This window comes from Terriglobia bacterium (assembly GCA_035712365.1).
GTDB lineage: Bacteria > Acidobacteriota > Terriglobia > UBA7540 > UBA7540 > SCRD01.
The window spans coordinates 149,663-167,266 of the sequence record DASTAW010000008.1 but is presented as its reverse complement, the minus strand read 5'-3'; the positions used below and the strand labels follow the sequence as shown (position 1 = coordinate 167,266).

Genomic DNA, 17,604 nt, shown 5'->3' with positions numbered 1-17,604 from the left:
GGCAAGCCAGCCCAAGGGTGACAAGAGGGTTTCGGCGTAGCGTAACGGGCAGAACCCGCTTTCGCTAACCTGTTACTGGCCCTTGAGTTCCAGCCGGTCCCGGAGAGAAACGGCGCGCCGCCTGCCCGTCGGTGGAGAAAGACGGCGTCTGCCTTTTGGACTGCTTTGCGGCACACGGGAACAGTCGCGGAAAGACGACAAACAATCTAATCAGCGGAAAGGGGACAGGATGAATCGCAGAGAATTTATGCGCGATGTTGCGGCTGGGATTTCGGCGACAAGTGTTCCAAGCCTGATGACGGCAGAAGAAAAGGCGGCGGTTTCGCCTCGAGCCTGGCTGAAGACCACGCCCTTTGTAGCTGTGGGAAGTTGGGACGATATGCCGATCTTTTTCCGTCGTGTTGGCGGCCAAGGGACCTGGCAGGAAGCCGACTATCGCAGCGAGCACACGGAGGCAACGGTAAGGAAACTCAAAGATCTCGGCGTGACGATGGCCATCATCGACTTTTTTAAGGGCTTTGGCCTTGAAGCGGAGGCCGAGCACATCAGCCTGGCCAGAAAAATGGCCGTCCTGCTCCACCAGCATGGCATCCGCGTGGGGCTGTACGTGGGCAGCACCATCGCGTACGAAACCTTTTTGCTGGAAGATCCCTCAGCCCAGGAATGGTTTGTTCCTGACTATCTTGGCCGCCCGGTCATCTACGGCGACCAAACTTTCCGCAAGCGCGTCTACTTTATGCATCCCGGATATGTGAACTACATCAAGCGTGTGGTCCGCATGGGGGTAGAAGACCTCAAAGCCGACCTGATTCATTTTGACAATACAAGTCTGCAAGGCCGCCCTGAAATATTCCAGCATCCCCTCGCCGTCAAGGATTTTCGCGAATACCTGCAAACCGTCTACTCCCCGCAGGAACTCGAAGAGCGCCTGGGTTTCTCGAACGTGAAATATGTTCTGCCGCCGGTTATCGAAAGGCCGCTGGTTGTGATCGACGATCCGCTGTTCCAGCTCTGGACGGACTTTCGCTGCCGTCAGTTGAACCGCTACTATGCCTCGATGCAGGCTTATGTTCACGAACTGAATCCAGCGGCGATCATCGACAGCAATCCCAGTTCGGGAATGGCTGGTACGAACACGGTCTGGGAGCAGGGAATTTCATATCCCGGACTTCTCCCTCACATGGAGATTAGTTGGACTGAAGAGGGAAACTATGCCGGAGTTACGCAGGACGGAATCCTGGTTTCCAAAATTCGCACCTACAAAACAGGCGGCATTCTCGGTACCCAGATTCTTACCTACACCGCGGGAGGAGGTTATTACGGCGGGGAAGGCGGCGATCGCGCGTCTATGGCGGAATCAATGGTGTTCAACCGCCAGAGCCTGGGCATGGTTAGCGGCATTCTCAAAGCTGAGGGACTGCCGGAAGATCAAATGCGGTACATCCAATTCTTTAAGCAAAACTTTAAGTATTATGCGGACGTGGAAAACGTGCCGGACGTCGCCGTCCTCTACTCTTACGCTTCCATGGGATTTAACAACGATCGCCCGGCTGTGAGCTTCATGCTGTTTACTCAGGCGTTGATTCAGGCGAGAGTGCCGTTTGACATTATTTTCGACGAACACCTGACGGACCTCTCAAAGTACCGGGCGCTGGTTCTGGCGGACCAGGAATGCCTGAGCGACGAACAGATGAACCTGGTCCGAAAATTTGTAACCGAGGGCCGGGGACTCGTGGCGACGGAGCAGTCGTCACTTTACACGACGCGACGATTGCGGCGACAGGACTTTGGGCTGAAAGACCTGTTTAAAGTTTCGGCGCCAGCGTGGCAAGGGCCGAGAGCGCCGGAAAAGGACCTTCAGATTGGCCCGACGCAAAACACAATGGGCCGGGGACGCGTTGCGTATATTCCATCTGTGCAGCCTGCGATTGAAAAGCCTCGGGCCGCCCCCATGTCGAGCAGATACTGGAAGCTGCCTTTGAACTGGAAAGAGATGATTGAAGCGGTCAGGTGGGCCGCTGGAGGCAGGCTTTCGCTGGAAGTAAATGCTCCCGGCGCCGCGGCTGTTGTGGCTGAATTGATGGAGCAACCTGCGCAGGGCCGGCGCCTGGTTCACCTGGTGAACTATGTAGGACCGCAGGGCAAAACGGTCAGTGATATTGAAGTATCCGTTGAACTGCCGGCAGGGAAGCGGACGCGCGCCATCACCCTGCTGAGCCCCGATGGAAATGAGAGCCAGACGGTGGCAGGCCGCGTCGATCGGGGAAGGGTAGATTTCGCGGTACCTGCCCTTGACACTTACACTCTTGCGGTTCTCGATCTGGAGTAGGCGCTAACCTAAATGAGCGTGCCGCGGCCAGAGTACAATAATCCATTGACATGGTAACCCGGCCGCAACAATCATCCTCTTCCGCAAAACTTCCTCCCGGACCGTCCGGCCGATTTCTTGCAGGCAGCGCCTTCGAGCTCTCGCGCGATTGGATGGGCTATCTGGTCAAATGCGCCCGTGAGTACGGTGATATTGTTTTCTTTAGGTTCTTTGGCGTTTCAATCTGTCTCCTTGTGCATCCTGACTTTATCGAATATGTTCTGGCGACCAACCCGTCCAATTTTGAAAAATCACGCGATTACCGGGTCCTGGTTTATGTAATGGGTGAGGGACTGTTGACCGCGGAAGGCGAGGCATGGCGGCGGCAACGAAAACTTGTGCAGCCAGCCTTTCACCATGAAAACATCGAGGAATATGGAAAAGTGATGGTGGATTGCGCGGTCCGGATGCTGGACGGCTGGGAAGATAATGCCTTGCACGACGTTCACCAGGACATGACACACCTCACCCTCGAAATCGTCACACGAGCGCTTTTTGGAGCAACCATCCTGGAGAGAGCGGATGCTGTTGCCCGGGGCCTGAAATCGATGATGGAGGAATTCACCTGGCACGCCAGCATCTCCTTCATCACGCCTGAGTGGCTTCCGCTTCCTGTCAGGCGGCGCCTGCGCCGCGGAATAAGACAGTTGGATGACGTTTTCTACTCCATCATCCGGGAGCGGCGCGCGAATCCGGCTGGCGCCGGCGACTTGCTCGGGGCCCTGCTCAAGTTGCGCCATGCGGACGGCCGCCCGATGAGCGACCGGGAGCTGCGGGACGAGATGATGACGCTGCTTCTTGCCGGCCATGAAACCACGGCGGTCAGCCTCTCCTGGGCCTGGTACCTCCTGGCACTCAACCAGCAGACGGAAACGAAGCTTTTGGGTGAATTGAAGGATGTTCTCGGCGACCGTGAAGCAACCGTCGCCGATATTCCGCGACTGCGTTATACAGAATCGGTCATCAAGGAATCCATGCGCCTTTATCCTCCGGCCTGGGGCATCGGGCGCAGGGCGCTGTCGGCATTTGAGGTCGGCGGTTACCGCCTGCCTGCTGGAACCAATATCTTTCTAATGCAGTGGATAACGCAGCGGCACGAGCGGTTTTTTCCTGGTCCCGAACGTTTCAAGCCCGAACGATGGGAGGGCGATTCCGCGCGCGACGATAATCTTCCGCGTTTTGCATACTTTCCTTTCGGTGGCGGTCCTCGCAAGTGCATTGGCGCTTCGTTTGCCATGATGGAGGCCGTGCTTATTCTGGCAACGGTGGCGAGGCGGTTCCATTTTGAACTCGCGCCGGATGCACGGGTCGAAATCCTGCCTTCCCTCACTCTGAGGCCGCGCTTCGGAATTAGAATGCTTGCCCACAAGCGGCAAACGACCGGCAGGTGACCTGTTGATTCGATCATTAGAGAAGTCTAATGTTTGCTGGGCCATTTAGCCTGTATCATAGCCACAGGTTCCGCGAATCGAGTACTCGCGCCCGGGGTTGCGCCAGTACCTTCGTAACATTGCCGCAGGATGTATCACCGGGTACGATACTGCCCGGGATGAGAAGGAAAAACCCGAGAAGTTAAGGACCGGCTAATGATTTCCTCTATTGTGATTCTGGTTTTTTCGACGGCGTTATTTATTTTCTATATTCAGACGTTGTGTGAAAAGGTGCTGCGGCGCGAGTTCAGCCGCGCCTATTTTCAGGATGTTCTTAACGCTATTGATCTGGAATTTCCTCGCTTGCGGCAGGCGGTTGCGGCCGGCCTGGATGTTACTTATCCCCAGATACGGCTGGCCTTGAAGTCTGACTATCTCACTCTCAAGTATCTGCTGAAGAACGGAAATCCCAAACAGCGCCGTTTCTCCTGGCATGAGAAGCTGCTGATCGGTTATTTCCGCGTCCTGTTCTTAATGCTCCCGATGCGTTATGCCCTCCATTTCCGCGAAAACCAGGGAGTAGTCAAACTCACGGTGATTCTGCACCACTTCGCGAACCTGGTTGGCGAACGGGTCATCCTGGCGGCCGAGCCTGGAATGTCTGCCGGCCATTAGCCTGAAGCCGGCGCCCGGTTCGCGATTGCACTGACGATGCAAGCTGCTTCCAAAACCCGCAAAGTACTTCTGATCGAGAGCGAGCCCGCGGCCAGGGAGGTCCTCCAGGTCTTGGTTGACAATCTGGGCTGCCACGGTGAAGTCGTGGAGGACGGGCGCCAGGCGATGGCCACGGTGCGGTCTGAGGACTTTGACGCGGTCCTGCTTGACCTGAGAAGTTCCGCAATACCGCCTGAGGAGGTGGTCTCAGGAATTCACCACATCCGGCCGAGCCTGGTGGGAAGGGTCCTGGTGATAACCGGTGAGGTTGATGACCAAGGGACCCTGGAGCTGGTTGAACGTTACTTCCTCCTTCAGATTCGGCGAAACCGGCTGAGTTTTGATCTGGCGGGGCGCCTGCGCGCGCTCCTGCGGATTGCTCCTCTGCGAAGCCCCAGCCTAAGGATCGATTAGCCTCTGCATCACTCGCCGGTCATTTCGGTCGTACGTTCCAGATGCGATTCTGATCTCTGTCTGAAAAATTTTTACATTTCAGTCCAGCCCCTCATTTGTTCCGGTGGAACCAGAGGCCAAATTGGGTTATGCTTGCTCGGCTGTTAGGAATTCAGTCAAGAAACAATACCAAATCTCTTAGAGCCCTTGGCTTAACAGCGCAAACAACTGAGTACGGAGAATCCATGAGATCGAAGCTTCTCTTGACAGCATTTGTTCTGCTGGGCAGCACGTACGCGATGGCGCAAAGCGCCCAAAGAATGGTGGATGAATTTCTGCCGAACCCATTGCAATCGCCAGAGGTTGTCACCTTTCAGATGCAGCAGTTTCTGATGGACCGCATGGCCAAACTTCCGAATCCCGCCAGCTCAGCGCAATGGACGGCGGAGGCGAATCGCATCCGACAGCACGTCTTGAACGATGTCGTTTACCATGGATGGCCAAAAGACTGGGTAGATTCTCCGCCGAATTTTCAGGACATGGGAGCGGTTCCCGTGCCGGCCGGAGCGGGATATCGGCTGCGAAAGTTCCGTTACGAGGTGGTGCCCGGTTTCTATTCCACCGCTGTTTTGTACGAGCCCGAAAATCTCGAGGGAAAAGCTCCGGCAGTGCTGGACGTGCTGGGCCATTTCCCGACCGGCAAGTCCGAGCCATTTGAACAGAAGCTCTGCATCAACCAGGCTTTGCGCGGCATGTTCGCTTTGAGCATCGCTTATATCGATATGGGCGAATTACGAACGGCTGAGAATTCGCATTATTACGGCTCAGACCTTGACCTGGTGGGCGTCAACGGCGTCGGCCTGTTTTATCTGGCCATGCGCCGCGGCCTCGATTTTCTTTACAACAACCCGCATGTGGACCGAAGCCGAATCGCCGTGACGGGATTGTCCGGCGGAGGCTATCAAACCATCGTGCTCAGCTCCCTCGACACAAGGGTTGAAGTGTCCATTCCGGTGGCTGGATTTGATTCGCTGAACGGCCGGCTCCAACGGCTGCCTGGCGAACCGGGAGATTATGAACAGCTTGCGCCGGGGCTGCTGGATGGCCAGGGTTATCAGACCTTCGTTGCCATTCGAGCGCCGAAGCCGACGCTCGAGATCAACAATGCGGAGGATTCATGCTGTTTCCGCGCGCCGCTGGTTAAGCCCGACATCTACGATGCGATCAAACCTTTCTACGCGCTGTATGGAAAGGAGGATTCGCTCCAATTCCATCAGGACACGCAGGTCTCGGCACACAACTATCAGCGGGATGATCGGCAGCAGGCTTACCGCTTTCTGAACAAATGGTTCAAGCTTCCGGACAAGCCCGACGAAATCCCGGTGGAGAAATATGTCAAGAGCTACACCGAGCTTGCCTCCGGCGTGCCGGCGGACAACCTGACGGTCCTTGGGCTGGCTAGAGCATTCGCGTCAAAAATCCAGCACGAGCCCGTACCGGCGGGATCTGCCCGCTCGGAGTGGGCGACGGCTCAACGGGCAACGCTCAGCAGGTTGGTGCATTACAAGCCCGTGAAGGTTCTGCAGCCTTGGTACGTGGCGAACACGAACCACAGCACCGTGGAATCCATTTCCTTCCGGTTCATGCTCAGCAATGGCTTGAGCGCCACGGGTGTCTGGACAAAATCCACCTGGACGCCGGAAACTGCCCCAATGGTTGTGATGGTGAATGATAAAGGGCGGCCTGGCGTGGGCGAACAAATTGGCGACCACGTTCCTGAAGCCGCCAACCTTGTGGAAACTGGAAAACAAGTGCTGGCGCTTTCCATCCTTTTTACCGGCGATGCAAATCCCTCGAAGGACGACGTGGGAAGCTTCGGCTATATGATGACGTCAGTAGGCGCGCCACCGCTTGGCCTGGAGGCTGCTCAACTCATCGCGATCACGGAGTGGGCAAAGCAGAAGTGGCAACCCTCGGAGCTCAGCCTTGAGAGCTCAGGTTATCGTATGCAACTGGTCTCGCTGGTTGCGGGAGCCTTGCAACCTAGCCTGTTCCGCAGCATCGCGATTCACCAGGGGATTCACAGTCTGGGAGAACTGCTGGATAAATCGGTAAGCTCAGACGACGTGCCGGACGTGTTCTGCCTGGACCTCTACAAGGACTTCGACCTGGACGCTCTGAAGGCCATGGCCGGGCCTGCCACGGTGACGGAAGCGGATTATGTGGACCTGACCGCCGCGAAGCAGTTGCGTGAACACTGAAACGCCGGGCAGTGGGGAATGCATGCCCGGCCTGGGACTCTGCTGGCTTGAAGAATCGCGCCGGTGAAAATTCCGGAAGCCGAAACTTTAAGTACGACAGCCCTGCCAACCGTTACGGGTCATTGATGTGACCAAGCCAAACCAGTCAAGGGATATCGGCAGGCGTTCGACTACCCCAGGGTCCAGATGTGTGGCCGGAACTGTAGGAGCGTTTCGACGAGAAATAACGGAGGGACAATGAAGGACCTGAGCAGAAGAGGATTCATGCAGGCGGCAGCCGCGGCTGTTGTCGCGAGCGCCGGTAGTTTCCAAGGGGCGCTAGCTGCTGAGCCGGAGCCTATGCGGATGGGATTGCTGGTAAGCGCGACGAGCGAACCGGAAAAGGTGATGGCGCAAGTCCGGGGCTTCGGGATTCCCACGGTCCACGTAAGCACCTCAGACTTTTCCTCCGCCATGGCCGAGCGGCTGCGCGCGGCGCTCGATGACAATGGCATCGAGGCCACGGCTTTGGTTTCATCGGGGCCGGGCGAGCAGAAGTATGACCTCTATGACGGCCCCGTGACTTACGGGCTGGTAGCTTCGCCTTATCGGGCGCAGCGGGTTGACCATCTTAAGCGGGCCTCAGACTTTGCCAAGGTTCTGAAGATTCCGGTTACGTTCAACCAATGGGGTTATATTCCTGAAGTTCCAAGCGACCCGCTGTACGAACCCACAGTAAAGGCCGTCCAGGAGATCGCGGCGCACTGCAAGGCGAACGGTCAGATCTTTGTGAACGAGACAGGCCAGGAAACACCGGTGACCCTGCTCAGAACGATTCTTGACACCGGCGCGGACAACGTAAAGGTGGTTCTGGATGCAGCCAATCTTATCCTTTATGGAAAAGGCAGCCCCGTGGATTCGCTCGACGTGATTGGAAAGTACGTGATTGGCGTTCATGCCAAGGATGGATTTTATCCGACGAATCCCCGGTATCTGGGGCGCCAGGTTGCCTGCGGGCATGGCAAAGTGGACTGGCCGCGGCTGATCCCCGGCTTGAAAAAACTCGGGTATGCGGGACCCATCACCATTGAGCCAGTGCTGGGCCGGGAGCAACGCGATCAGGAAATCCGGGAAGATATGGCCTACCTGAAGAAGCTGATTGCGGAGAGTTGATTCTGGGCTCGGAAGCCGGTGACGCTTGAACATGGAATTTTTCATTGAGACACATGCAGTTTGGGTCGGTGAGTCTCAGCGCGCGCAATTTGACTGCAGCGCTTTTCACGCGGAGGGATGATAAATGGCTCGGCGAATTAACCGAAGATCGTTCCTGAAGAAGTCGAGCGGGGCCGCGCTGGGGGCGACAGCCGCTTCACTGCTGGGGCCGTCGCGGGCCGCTGGAGCGGCCGAGAACAGTTTCCACAGCTCCTGGCCGCAGCAGGCGGAGCGTCCTTGGGCTGGGCCCGAATACTGGACCAACCCGCTCCAGGATTGGCGCATCCGAGACGGCCGCCTGGAATGCGTCGGGGCAGGCGGTGACCGCAATGTGTTCCTTCTGACGCATGAGGTTTCCAGCCGGGAGGGGAGCCTGGCCATGGGCGTGAGGCTTGGCCGGTTGGAGAGCTCAGAAAGGCAGGAAGAGGGTTTCGCCGGATTCCGAGTGGGCATCAAGAGCTTCGTGGACGACTACCGCGCACGCGCCATCCACGGCCGCGGAATGAATGCGGGTGTGACGGCGGAAGGACAACTCTTCATTGGCGAAGTTGAGCAGTCAGCCCAGCGAGTACCCCTGGACCAGGAGTTACGTCTGAGTTTCGAAGCACGCCCGTCGGGCAGTCGTTACACCGTAACGCTCGGCGCGGAAGACGCGAAAGGGAAGAAACTGGCTCAAATCGCGCGGCAGGTTCCGGGCGAGTGGTTGGAAGGGGGCGTGGCGCTGGTATCGAGTTACGGAAAAGTCGAGCCGACGCCGAAGCCCCTGGGCAAGCTGACGGGTTACGCTTTCTATCCTCCAGGACAGGGGCGGGGCGGGAGCGTGCGCTTTTGGTTTACCGACTGGACGCTCGGTGGTACCAAGGTTGATGCGCACGAAGACCGCACCTTTGGACCTGTCCTTTTCGCGCTCTACACGGTAAGTCGGGGCGTGCTGAAGCTTTCCGCGCAGTGTCCGCCGATGGGCAACGCGCCCACGGAAATGCGGCTCGAAATTCGCAACGGCGGGAGCCGGTGGAAGACGATCGCGACGGCGGAGCTAGACCCCGACGCCTGGAATGCGGTGTTCCGCGTGGCCTCGTGGGACGACTCGAAAGACCATGCCTATCGGCTGCTTTACGCCATGCCAGATGCCAGCGGAAAACTTCAGCAACACACATACGAGGGAACGATCCGCAGGAATCCCCAGGGACAGAATGAGATCACCGTAGGTCTGCTGACCTGCGTGTGGGACATGGGCTTTCCGCATTCGGAGTTTGTCGAGTACTTGGGCTGGCACAAGCCGGACATCCTGCTCTGGACGGGCGATCAGGTTTACGAAAGGGTCGGCGGCTTCGGAGTGATGGAGACGCGCGATCCGGAACTGCTGGTTCCATCAATGCAGGACTACCTGCGAAAGTGGTATCTGTTCGGCTGGGCCACACGCGACCTGACGCGCCGCATTCCTTCGGTCTGCATGACCGACGACCACGACATGTTCCACGGGAACCTCTGGGGATGCGGCGGCAGGCCGACCGATGCGAGTCTGCCTATGCAGGGCGATGCGAGTCAGGACTCAGGCGGCTACAAGATGCCAGCACGCTGGGTAAATATGGCCCAGCGGGTTCAGACCTCGCATCTGCCCGATCCCTTTGATGCGACGCCGGTGGAGCAAAACATCTCGGTCTACTACACCCACCTTGTGTGGGGAGGAATCAGTTATGCCATTCTCGAAGACCGCAAATGGAAATCCTCCCCGACCGTGGAGTTGCCTCAGGCGCAGATCATGAACGGCTTTCCGAAGGACCCGCTATGGGATCCCCGAAAGGGCAATGTGCCCACGGCGGAACTGCTGGGGCAACGGCAGCTCGATTTTCTGGAGTCCTGGTCGGCGGACTGGAGTGGTGGAACGTGGATGAAAATAGCAGTCTCCCAGACACGATTCGCGTGTTTGCAGACTACTCCGACGGGTGATCCGAACGACAATCTCGATCCCAAGCTCCCGATCCTGCCCGTAGGTGAATACCCTCCGAACGACTGGATGATGGCCGATCACGACTCCGGCGGGTGGCCGCAGCATGGCCGCGACGACGCGATTCGCAAGTGGCGCAAAGGTTTTGCCATTCACGTATCTGGCGATCAGCACCTTGGAACAACATCGCATTACGGCATCGATGGTTTTCGCGACGGAGTCTATGACGTTTGCACACCGGCTATTTCAAACCTTTGGCCGCGTCGCTGGTTTCCGGCCCAGCCCGGAAAGAACGTCCTGCCCGGAACGCGGAATACAGGTGACTATGAAGACCGTTTTGGCAATCACATCACCGTGCTGGCTGTGGCCAATCCCCACCAATACTCTGGTGGAGGATTGGAGGGCCTGAGGCATCGGGCAACAGGTTATTCGATTCTGAAGTGCAACCGCCAGACGCGCGAGGTCGAGGTGACACTGTGGCCGCGCTGGGTGGATCCCTCTTCTCCGGGAGCAAAACCCTATCCGGGCTGGCCTATAACTGTCAAACAGCTTGACAACGGATTGCATGGCGCCCAGTGGGCATTGGAGAAGATTACAACTCCTGGCCAGCGGGACCAGGTTGTCCAGGTCCGGAAAGAAGCGGATGGGGAAATTGTTTACACGGTGCGGATGAACGGTGAATCCTTCACGCCACTGGTGCGCGGGCCTGGAACTTACACGGTGGTAGCGTTCGATCCCGATGGCGGCTACCGTCACGAGTGGAAGAGGCTGGCGGCAAAGAAGCTTGAAGGTCGCTAAATTCCACCTGAATCACAAAAGGTCCTGTCATCTGCCGCACGCCAGCATCGGAACCTGGGAATGTTTTGAGTTCTTGCCATGAGGGTCGGCGATTCGACCCGCCACTTGCTTCTTCCCTCCGGGCATAGGATGGCGCCGGGGACAGAAAACTATGGTGCTGGAAACTTTGTCGAAGGAGTAAAAACTACCAGAACCGTGAAATAAAGAGCACTGTCTGCGGAGTGCAATGTGGACACGCACTTTTCTGCGAGATTTTCGCAGGGCACAAGATTATCTGTGCCAAATGGTTGAAATCAGTAGGATTGAACTTTTCTGGAGGAGTCGGAGTCCAGGAAGTCTGTCGGTGTAACCTCCTGGACTCCGAATCTGGAGGAGTTGAAGCGTGTCTGACCTACCTTGACAAAAGCACTTCATATGCCAAAGCCAGTCGAGCTAAGTGTTCAAACTTGACACACACTAGCCGAAATTAACCCCTACGGTCAGGGACCCTCCATTGAACATCAACAGCCGCGATCGATCTCTTGGCGATTGTGTGCCATAGCCCTCTATGTCCGATCGGGCCGGAAAGAGCAGAGCACCTGAGGCAACGATGGACTTGAACGGCAGGTTTGTCGCCACAGGCTATCATCACAGGTGCGAGAACCCGACACCCCAATTTTTGTTTTTGGAAGGCAAAAAGGGATGAACCGGCAGGCCTTTGGTTGCAGCCGGGAGTCAGATACGCTAGTTCCAATATCCTGAATCGGCCAGGGCGACGATGCTGTTTGCCGCTTCTCTGCATTGATCACGTAAGGCCTGCAGGTGGAATTCCGCCTCCGCCGTCGACATCGAGCAGAAAGCCTCGCAAAGCGAATCCCGCATGCCAGAGACGACGGGCAGCAGTGCCTGTTCCGACAAAAGCCCTAGTTCCAAAACTCCTACGAATTCCTGGACCAGTATCGATTTGACTCGTTGGTCAAAATCTTCTACTGACATCGTGTCAAACATAAGCCTCCCTCCCCTGGAACCCCGTACGTGTGTCCCTGCCGGTACAGGCCGGGCGTAACCGAACCCTGTATAGGAATTAGCATCAATCCTCGAATGAGGACAATAGAACTTTCGTAGCGGTTGATAGGCGGTCAGTATTACTGCAGCCGAATTTAGCTGGAAAGTGAAAACCTTTGCGCACTCGTTGCATTGAGCCATAGGTTAAAACCCTTCCACCCGCGCGGGCCGCTGTACACTTGGGTTGCCAATGGCCGAGCCACAGGCCATAATGGAGGCCATGATATCGACAACTGCATTAGCTGAAGGGCAGTTTGCCCACGTACCTGAATTTAAAAAGAAACTCAACCGTCTGGCAGAAGTTGCGGTCCATGTTGGACTGGGGCTCGGCGCCGGGCAGCAACTTGTGATGACGGCCATGCTCGATGCCGTGCCTCTGGTTCGGCTCATTACGGAACACGCCTATAAAGCCGGGGCAACACTGGTAACTACGCTTCTTGGAGACGAAGAATCCACGCTGTTGCGCTATCGACATGCGCCGGACGCCAGTTTTGACGTGGCAGCTTCCTGGCTCTATGAAGGGATGGCCCAGGCTTACCGCAGCGGTGCGGCGAGGCTGGCCATTGCCGGAGGCAACCCCGCCTTGCTGTCCGGAGAAGATCCGGAAAAGGTGAGCCGCGCCAATCGCGCGACCTCCAAGGCGTACCGGCCGGCGATGGAATTGATCACGAGGCACGACATCAATTGGACGATCGTTTCCTGTGCTACTCCGGCGTGGGCGGCGGCTGTATTTCCCGGCCTCCCGCAGGACCAAGCCGTAAGCCGGCTGTGGGAGGCAATCTTTGCCGCTTCACGCGCTGACCAACCCGACCCTGTTGCTGCTTGGAAAGCGCATGACGCGAAGCTGCACGCCTGGGCCGACCGCATGAACCAGAGACGCTACGCGGCCTTGCATTTCAAGGGGCCGGGTACGGATTTGAAGGTAGGTCTTGCCGACGACCATCTGTGGTTGGGTGGAGGCACTATGGCCGGTAACGGCCGCTACTGTGTTCCCAACATGCCCACAGAAGAGGTTTTTACCACGCCGCATAAAGACCGCGTGGAAGGGCACGTGGCCAGCACCAAACCGCTCTCACACCAGGGCACGATGATTGAAGGTATCGCCGTGCGTTTCGAGGCTGGCCGAATTGTCGAAGCTCATGCTGAGCGCGGGGAACAGGTGTTACAGCGCATGATTGACACCGATGACGGTGCGGGGCGTCTGGGCGAAGTCTCCCTGGTGCCGCACTCCTCGCCGATTGCTTCGAGCGGATTGCTGTTTAAGAATACGCTTTTCGATGAAAATGCCGCCTGTCACATTGCGCTGGGACAGGCCTACAGCAATTGCGTGAAGAACGGCAATGAATTGAGCCCGGAAGGACTGGCAGCACGCGGCGCGAATGACAGTATTATCCACGTGGACTGGATGATCGGATCGAACAGGATTGATGTGGACGGTCTCACCGCCGACGGCAGGGCCGAACCGGTAATGCGCCGGGGGGAGTGGGTTTAGAACCGCCACACGACATCTTTTGCACGCGCATTATGGGTCCTTAGTCGCGCCAGATACCCGAAATCCTAAATCTTTTTAAGCAGCCTCACAGGAAGAGAACCGTGCATCAAGATCCCAAGGTATTGAACAAGTGCAATAGGACAGGACGAATGCCGTTCTCAGAACCCTGTCGAGGGCGGGCTCAGTCCACCGTGCTCGCCTTTTGCGTCCTGCTACCTCTATTATGCCTGGCGGGCTGCAATATTTCCGGCGGGCCGCCTGTGGGCGAGACGCGTACGGTATCCCAGAGCGTCCCTCTCGGGCAACAGAAGTCTGTTGATGTAGAAATCAAAATGGGTGCGGGCGAGCTTCGCGTTGCCGATGGCAGTAGCGAGTTGATGACAGCCGAGTTCACGTACAATGTCGATGCTTGGAAACCGGAAGTACGGTACGACGCCACTGGAGATCAGGGCACGTTGACCATCCAGCAGCCGTCTGGCGGCCACAATTTTCGGGGCAAAACCCGGTATGATTGGGACGTCCAATTGAACAGGCAGGTCCCAATGCAGATGAACGTCAAGATGGGCGCCGGCAAGGCCAACTTCAAGCTTGCGGGGTTGAATCTCAGTCAGTTCAATCTGAACGTGGGGGCGGGTGAGGTGGATATCGATCTGGACGGAGCGTGGCAGCATGACCTGGCCTCCTCGATCCACGGCGGAGTCGGCAAGGTAACCCTGCATTTGCCAAGCGACGTGGGGGTTCGGGCCACCGTCCATGGTGGACTCGGCGATGTCCATGCAAACGGGTTTTCGCGGAATGGCGACGCTTACATTAACAGCTCCTATGGCAAGTCGCCAGTAAACCTCGATATCCAGGTCGAGGGCGGCATGGGTGAGGTCAACCTTATGCTCGGAGGCGGTGGAACGATTTAGCAACCCTGCCTTAAGAGATGCACGTCCGCAACGGCCATCCCTCCACTGTTCAGACCCAGCATGATTTTCGCTATTGGGTGATTTCGACCAGTGATAGCGCATGCGGTCCAAGTGTTACCGATAGCGCGGGATTTTCCGCAGGCATCGATTCAATTGCGGGCGGAGGGACTTGGGCTGCCTGGCGTAGGATTTCCTGCTGATTGGGGCTGGGGAAGGATGGCTCTCCCATCGCTTTCCAGGTAGCCAGCGGCGAACCGTGATGCTCGTCAATGGTCCAGATGATGGCGTGATGCGGGCCGCTGAGGCCGTCGAATGTAAGCTTAAACGTACGGACGGCTCCCTCACTCCCGGGCGGTGCGTAATTCCACAATGCGACAACTAGCGTTCCGTCCATGTGGCGCGTGACGATGACCGGACTGGGCTTTTCCGTGAGTCGTTCTGTCCCGAGGTGGTGCAGCAGAGCGAAGTCATTATAGGCCGCTTTGGGGATGTGGCCCGTGGCTATAAGACCATAGCCGCCGTAAAAAGGCTTCTTCGCCACCCCTTGCTCCTCAAAGACATCGGAAAAAGCCCAGTAAGAGAGCAGGTGGACCAGCCCGTCGCATCGGGCGATGGTTTCTGCCAGCCAGGGTCCCATGAAGGCCGAATCGGTGATGTCCGGGACGTTCATGTAAGTGGCGTTGTATTCGCTGAAAATGATGGGGAGATTTGGCATTGGCGAGGAGGCCACTTCATCGTGGACCTTCTTGACGGCCATCACCACCATGTCGCGCCGCGAAATCTTCTGATGAGTGCCGAAAACGTCTTCCGCAGTGTCGTCGCCGTAAACGTGAGTTGAGACGAAATCAACCGGGACCCTGTCCCTGGCACAATGAGCTATAAAGGCGCTGGCCCATGCGGCTTGCGCGGTCGCAGGCCCGCCAACGCGAAGTTCCGGACTGACGCTCTTGAGCGCCCGGGCGGCAGCGTCGTACAGATGAAAGTAAGTGGCCTGTTTCGGTTCGCCCGCCCAGAACCCGATGTTCGGTTCATTCCAGACTTCAAAATACCATTGTGAAACTTCATCGATGCCGTACCGCGCAACCAGGTGCCGGGCGAAGGCCCTGATCAGGTCCTCCCATCGGCTCCAATCCCGCGGGGGCGCGATGTAGGGATGGTAAAAGAATTCCTGCTGTTGAGGTGTTGAGGCCAGCGCTGGCGGCATAAAGCTGAGTTCCACGAAAGGGCGAATTCCACTCGCCAACAGGCCGTCATAAATCTGGTCAATATAAGTGAAATTGTATAACGCATGGCCTTGCTTGTCTTCATCGTAGAGGCCCACATCGCGGTCGAAAATGGCGTGAAACCGGACGTACCGGAATTCCGTAACCGCCCTTACGGCCCTCAAATCACGACGGTAACTCTGCCGCAGCGAAAGGCTTGCGCGCCCCGACCCGAACATCTGTTCCCAATAGTGAGGAAAAGGGTGCGAGGGCGCCTGCGTGTCGATGGTTATGTCTTCGGTTTGCGAGACCTGGTTCGGCTGGCCGGGCAGAATTTGTCGATAAGCGCAAAGAAGCGCCGAAAGGGCGAAGGCTGCGATCAATATCGTTCGAAAGCCGAATTTTTTCATGCGAAAAGCTGTTTGCTGAAAGGCATGAGCACAACGGCCAACGCTAAAAATATACAACAAACAATCGCATACCGCGAGCCGTGACAATGTTCCGAACATCGATTACCATCGTAGGTCTTGCTCGGAGGCCCCATGCCCGAAGGTCCGTTTGCGTTAGGTAAAAGCGGTTATGCGCTGGTGATTGCCTTTGCTGCGGCGCTGGGAGGACTGCTGTTTGGGTACGACACCAGTGTGATTTCCGGCGCCATCCTGTTTGTCCGGCAGCAATTCCAGTTGACACCCTTTGAGACGGAACTGGCGGTGAGTATGGTGCTGGCTGGCGCTGCGATTGGAGCGGGCTGTGCAGGATACTTCGGCGATCGTTACGGACGAAGGCCCGTGCTGATTGTGACCGCCATTCTATTCGGCGTGTTTGCTGTGCTGACGGGAATGGCGAACGGCCTGCCGCTGTTTCTGGCGGCGCGATTTATGGTTGGTATTGCCGTGGGTATTGCGTCGATGCTGACGCCCCTGTATATCGCGGAGCTGGCTCCGCCTAAGATTCGCGGCGCACTCGTCACGCTGAATCAATTGGCCATCGTTACCGGAATTGTGGTCGCGTATTACGTCGATTACCTGTTTTCTGCGTCATTCAATTGGCGGGCCATGTTCATCAGCGCCGTTGTCCCCTCCGTGGTCCTACTCATTGCCCTGGTCTTTCTTCCGGAAAGCCCGCGCTGGCTGGTGGTAAGGCGGCAGGAGGACGACGCCTACAGAATTCTCGACCGGATTGAGAGCAGCGAGGACGCCCGCCGCCACCTGGAAGAACTAAAGGCGGTGACCGGAAGTGGCCGGCTACGGTTCCGGGACCTTTTCGGCGGCCGGTTTAGAAAGCCGCTGATGATCGGCGTGGGACTTGCTATCTTCCAGCAGATTACCGGGGTCAACGCCATCATCTACTACACGCCGACCATTCTGCAGATGGCGGGGTTCCAGAGCGCCAGGAGCGCCATCCTGGCCACGGTGCTGGTGGGTGGTGTCAACCTGCTTCTGACTATAGCGGCGCTGTTCCTGCTGGACCGTGTGGGACGCAGGCCGCTGTTGCTCTTCGGAATTGGGGGGATGCTGGTCAGCCTCATTTTTCTTGGCTACCTGTTCGGGGCCGCCCATGTTTCGCGGGCTGCAATCCTTTCGGACGTGCTCGCTTATCTGGCCTGCTTCGCCATTGGACTTGGTCCCGTGTTCTGGCTGCTGATTTCGGAAATTTATCCCACTACTATTCGCGGGCAGGCCATGTCCGTGGCGTCGGTCACCATCTGGATTTTCGATCTGCTGGTAAGCGTGACCTTCTTGAGCCTGGTTGGCGCTGTAGGGGCGAGGTTCTCATTCTGGATTTACGCCGCCGCCTGCGGCGCTGCTTTTGTGTTCGCGTTCTGGCTGGTCCCGGAAACCAAGGGAAGGAGCCTGGAAGAGATCGAGGCTTCGTGGAGCGAGGAATCGCTGCCTCCGGTGAACTGACAGAA

At 57.3% G+C, this 17,604-nt stretch carries 12 protein-coding genes; 10 read left to right on the top strand and 2 right to left on the bottom strand.

What is annotated here, in order from left to right; genetic code table 11:
* Positions 1-229: 229 nt before the first annotated feature.
* The 7 genes from VFQ24_02685 to VFQ24_02655 all read left to right on the top strand — a co-directional run bounded on the left by VFQ24_02685 (position 230) and on the right by VFQ24_02655 (position 11,043).
* Entirely contained in the window at positions 230-2,329 is a 2,100-nt protein-coding gene (locus VFQ24_02685) for a hypothetical protein (protein ID HET9177247.1), read from the top strand.
* 50 nt (positions 2,330-2,379) lie between these two features.
* A complete protein-coding gene (locus VFQ24_02680; GenBank protein ID HET9177246.1) occupies positions 2,380-3,759 on the top strand; it encodes a cytochrome P450 in 1,380 nt (459 codons plus the stop codon).
* 195 nt (positions 3,760-3,954) lie between these two features.
* Positions 3,955-4,413: a hypothetical protein gene (locus VFQ24_02675; protein HET9177245.1), complete on the top strand. Its 459-nt coding sequence runs from the start codon at positions 3,955-3,957 to the stop codon at positions 4,411-4,413.
* 36 nt (positions 4,414-4,449) lie between these two features.
* Positions 4,450-4,866: a response regulator gene (locus tag VFQ24_02670; GenBank protein ID HET9177244.1), complete on the top strand. Its 417-nt coding sequence runs from the start codon at positions 4,450-4,452 to the stop codon at positions 4,864-4,866.
* A 224-nt stretch (positions 4,867-5,090) separates the two neighbouring features.
* Complete coding sequence (locus VFQ24_02665; protein ID HET9177243.1) at positions 5,091-7,106, top strand: hypothetical protein; 2,016 nt, start codon at positions 5,091-5,093, stop codon at positions 7,104-7,106.
* 237 nt (positions 7,107-7,343) lie between these two features.
* Positions 7,344-8,258 (top strand): sugar phosphate isomerase/epimerase family protein, encoded by a 915-nt coding sequence (locus VFQ24_02660; GenBank protein HET9177242.1) that lies wholly within the window; start codon positions 7,344-7,346, stop codon positions 8,256-8,258.
* A gap of 124 nt (positions 8,259-8,382) precedes the next feature.
* Positions 8,383-11,043, top strand: coding sequence for a twin-arginine translocation signal domain-containing protein (locus tag VFQ24_02655; GenBank protein ID HET9177241.1), 2,661 nt, complete (start codon positions 8,383-8,385; stop codon positions 11,041-11,043).
* A 723-nt stretch (positions 11,044-11,766) separates the two neighbouring features.
* Here the strand turns inward: VFQ24_02655 and VFQ24_02650 are convergent.
* Positions 11,767-12,030 (bottom strand): hypothetical protein, encoded by a 264-nt coding sequence (locus VFQ24_02650; protein ID HET9177240.1) that lies wholly within the window; start codon positions 12,028-12,030, stop codon positions 11,767-11,769.
* Between the two features lie 277 nt (positions 12,031-12,307).
* On the opposite strand from VFQ24_02650, the gene VFQ24_02645 reads away from it, so the two are divergent.
* Positions 12,308-13,579 (top strand): aminopeptidase, encoded by a 1,272-nt coding sequence (locus VFQ24_02645; GenBank protein ID HET9177239.1) that lies wholly within the window; start codon positions 12,308-12,310, stop codon positions 13,577-13,579.
* A 260-nt stretch (positions 13,580-13,839) separates the two neighbouring features.
* Complete coding sequence (locus tag VFQ24_02640; protein HET9177238.1) at positions 13,840-14,490, top strand: toast rack family protein; 651 nt, start codon at positions 13,840-13,842, stop codon at positions 14,488-14,490.
* Positions 14,491-14,560: 70 nt separating this feature from the next.
* On the opposite strand, the gene VFQ24_02635 is transcribed toward VFQ24_02640, so the two are convergent.
* On the bottom strand, positions 14,561-16,102 hold the full coding sequence (locus tag VFQ24_02635; GenBank protein HET9177237.1) for a glycosyl hydrolase family 39: 1,542 nt from the start codon (positions 16,100-16,102) through the stop codon (positions 14,561-14,563).
* A gap of 132 nt (positions 16,103-16,234) precedes the next feature.
* On the opposite strand from VFQ24_02635, the gene VFQ24_02630 reads away from it, so the two are divergent.
* Positions 16,235-17,599, top strand: a complete 1,365-nt coding sequence (locus tag VFQ24_02630) for a sugar porter family MFS transporter (GenBank protein HET9177236.1) — start codon at positions 16,235-16,237, stop codon at positions 17,597-17,599.
* Positions 17,600-17,604 lie beyond the last annotated feature (5 nt).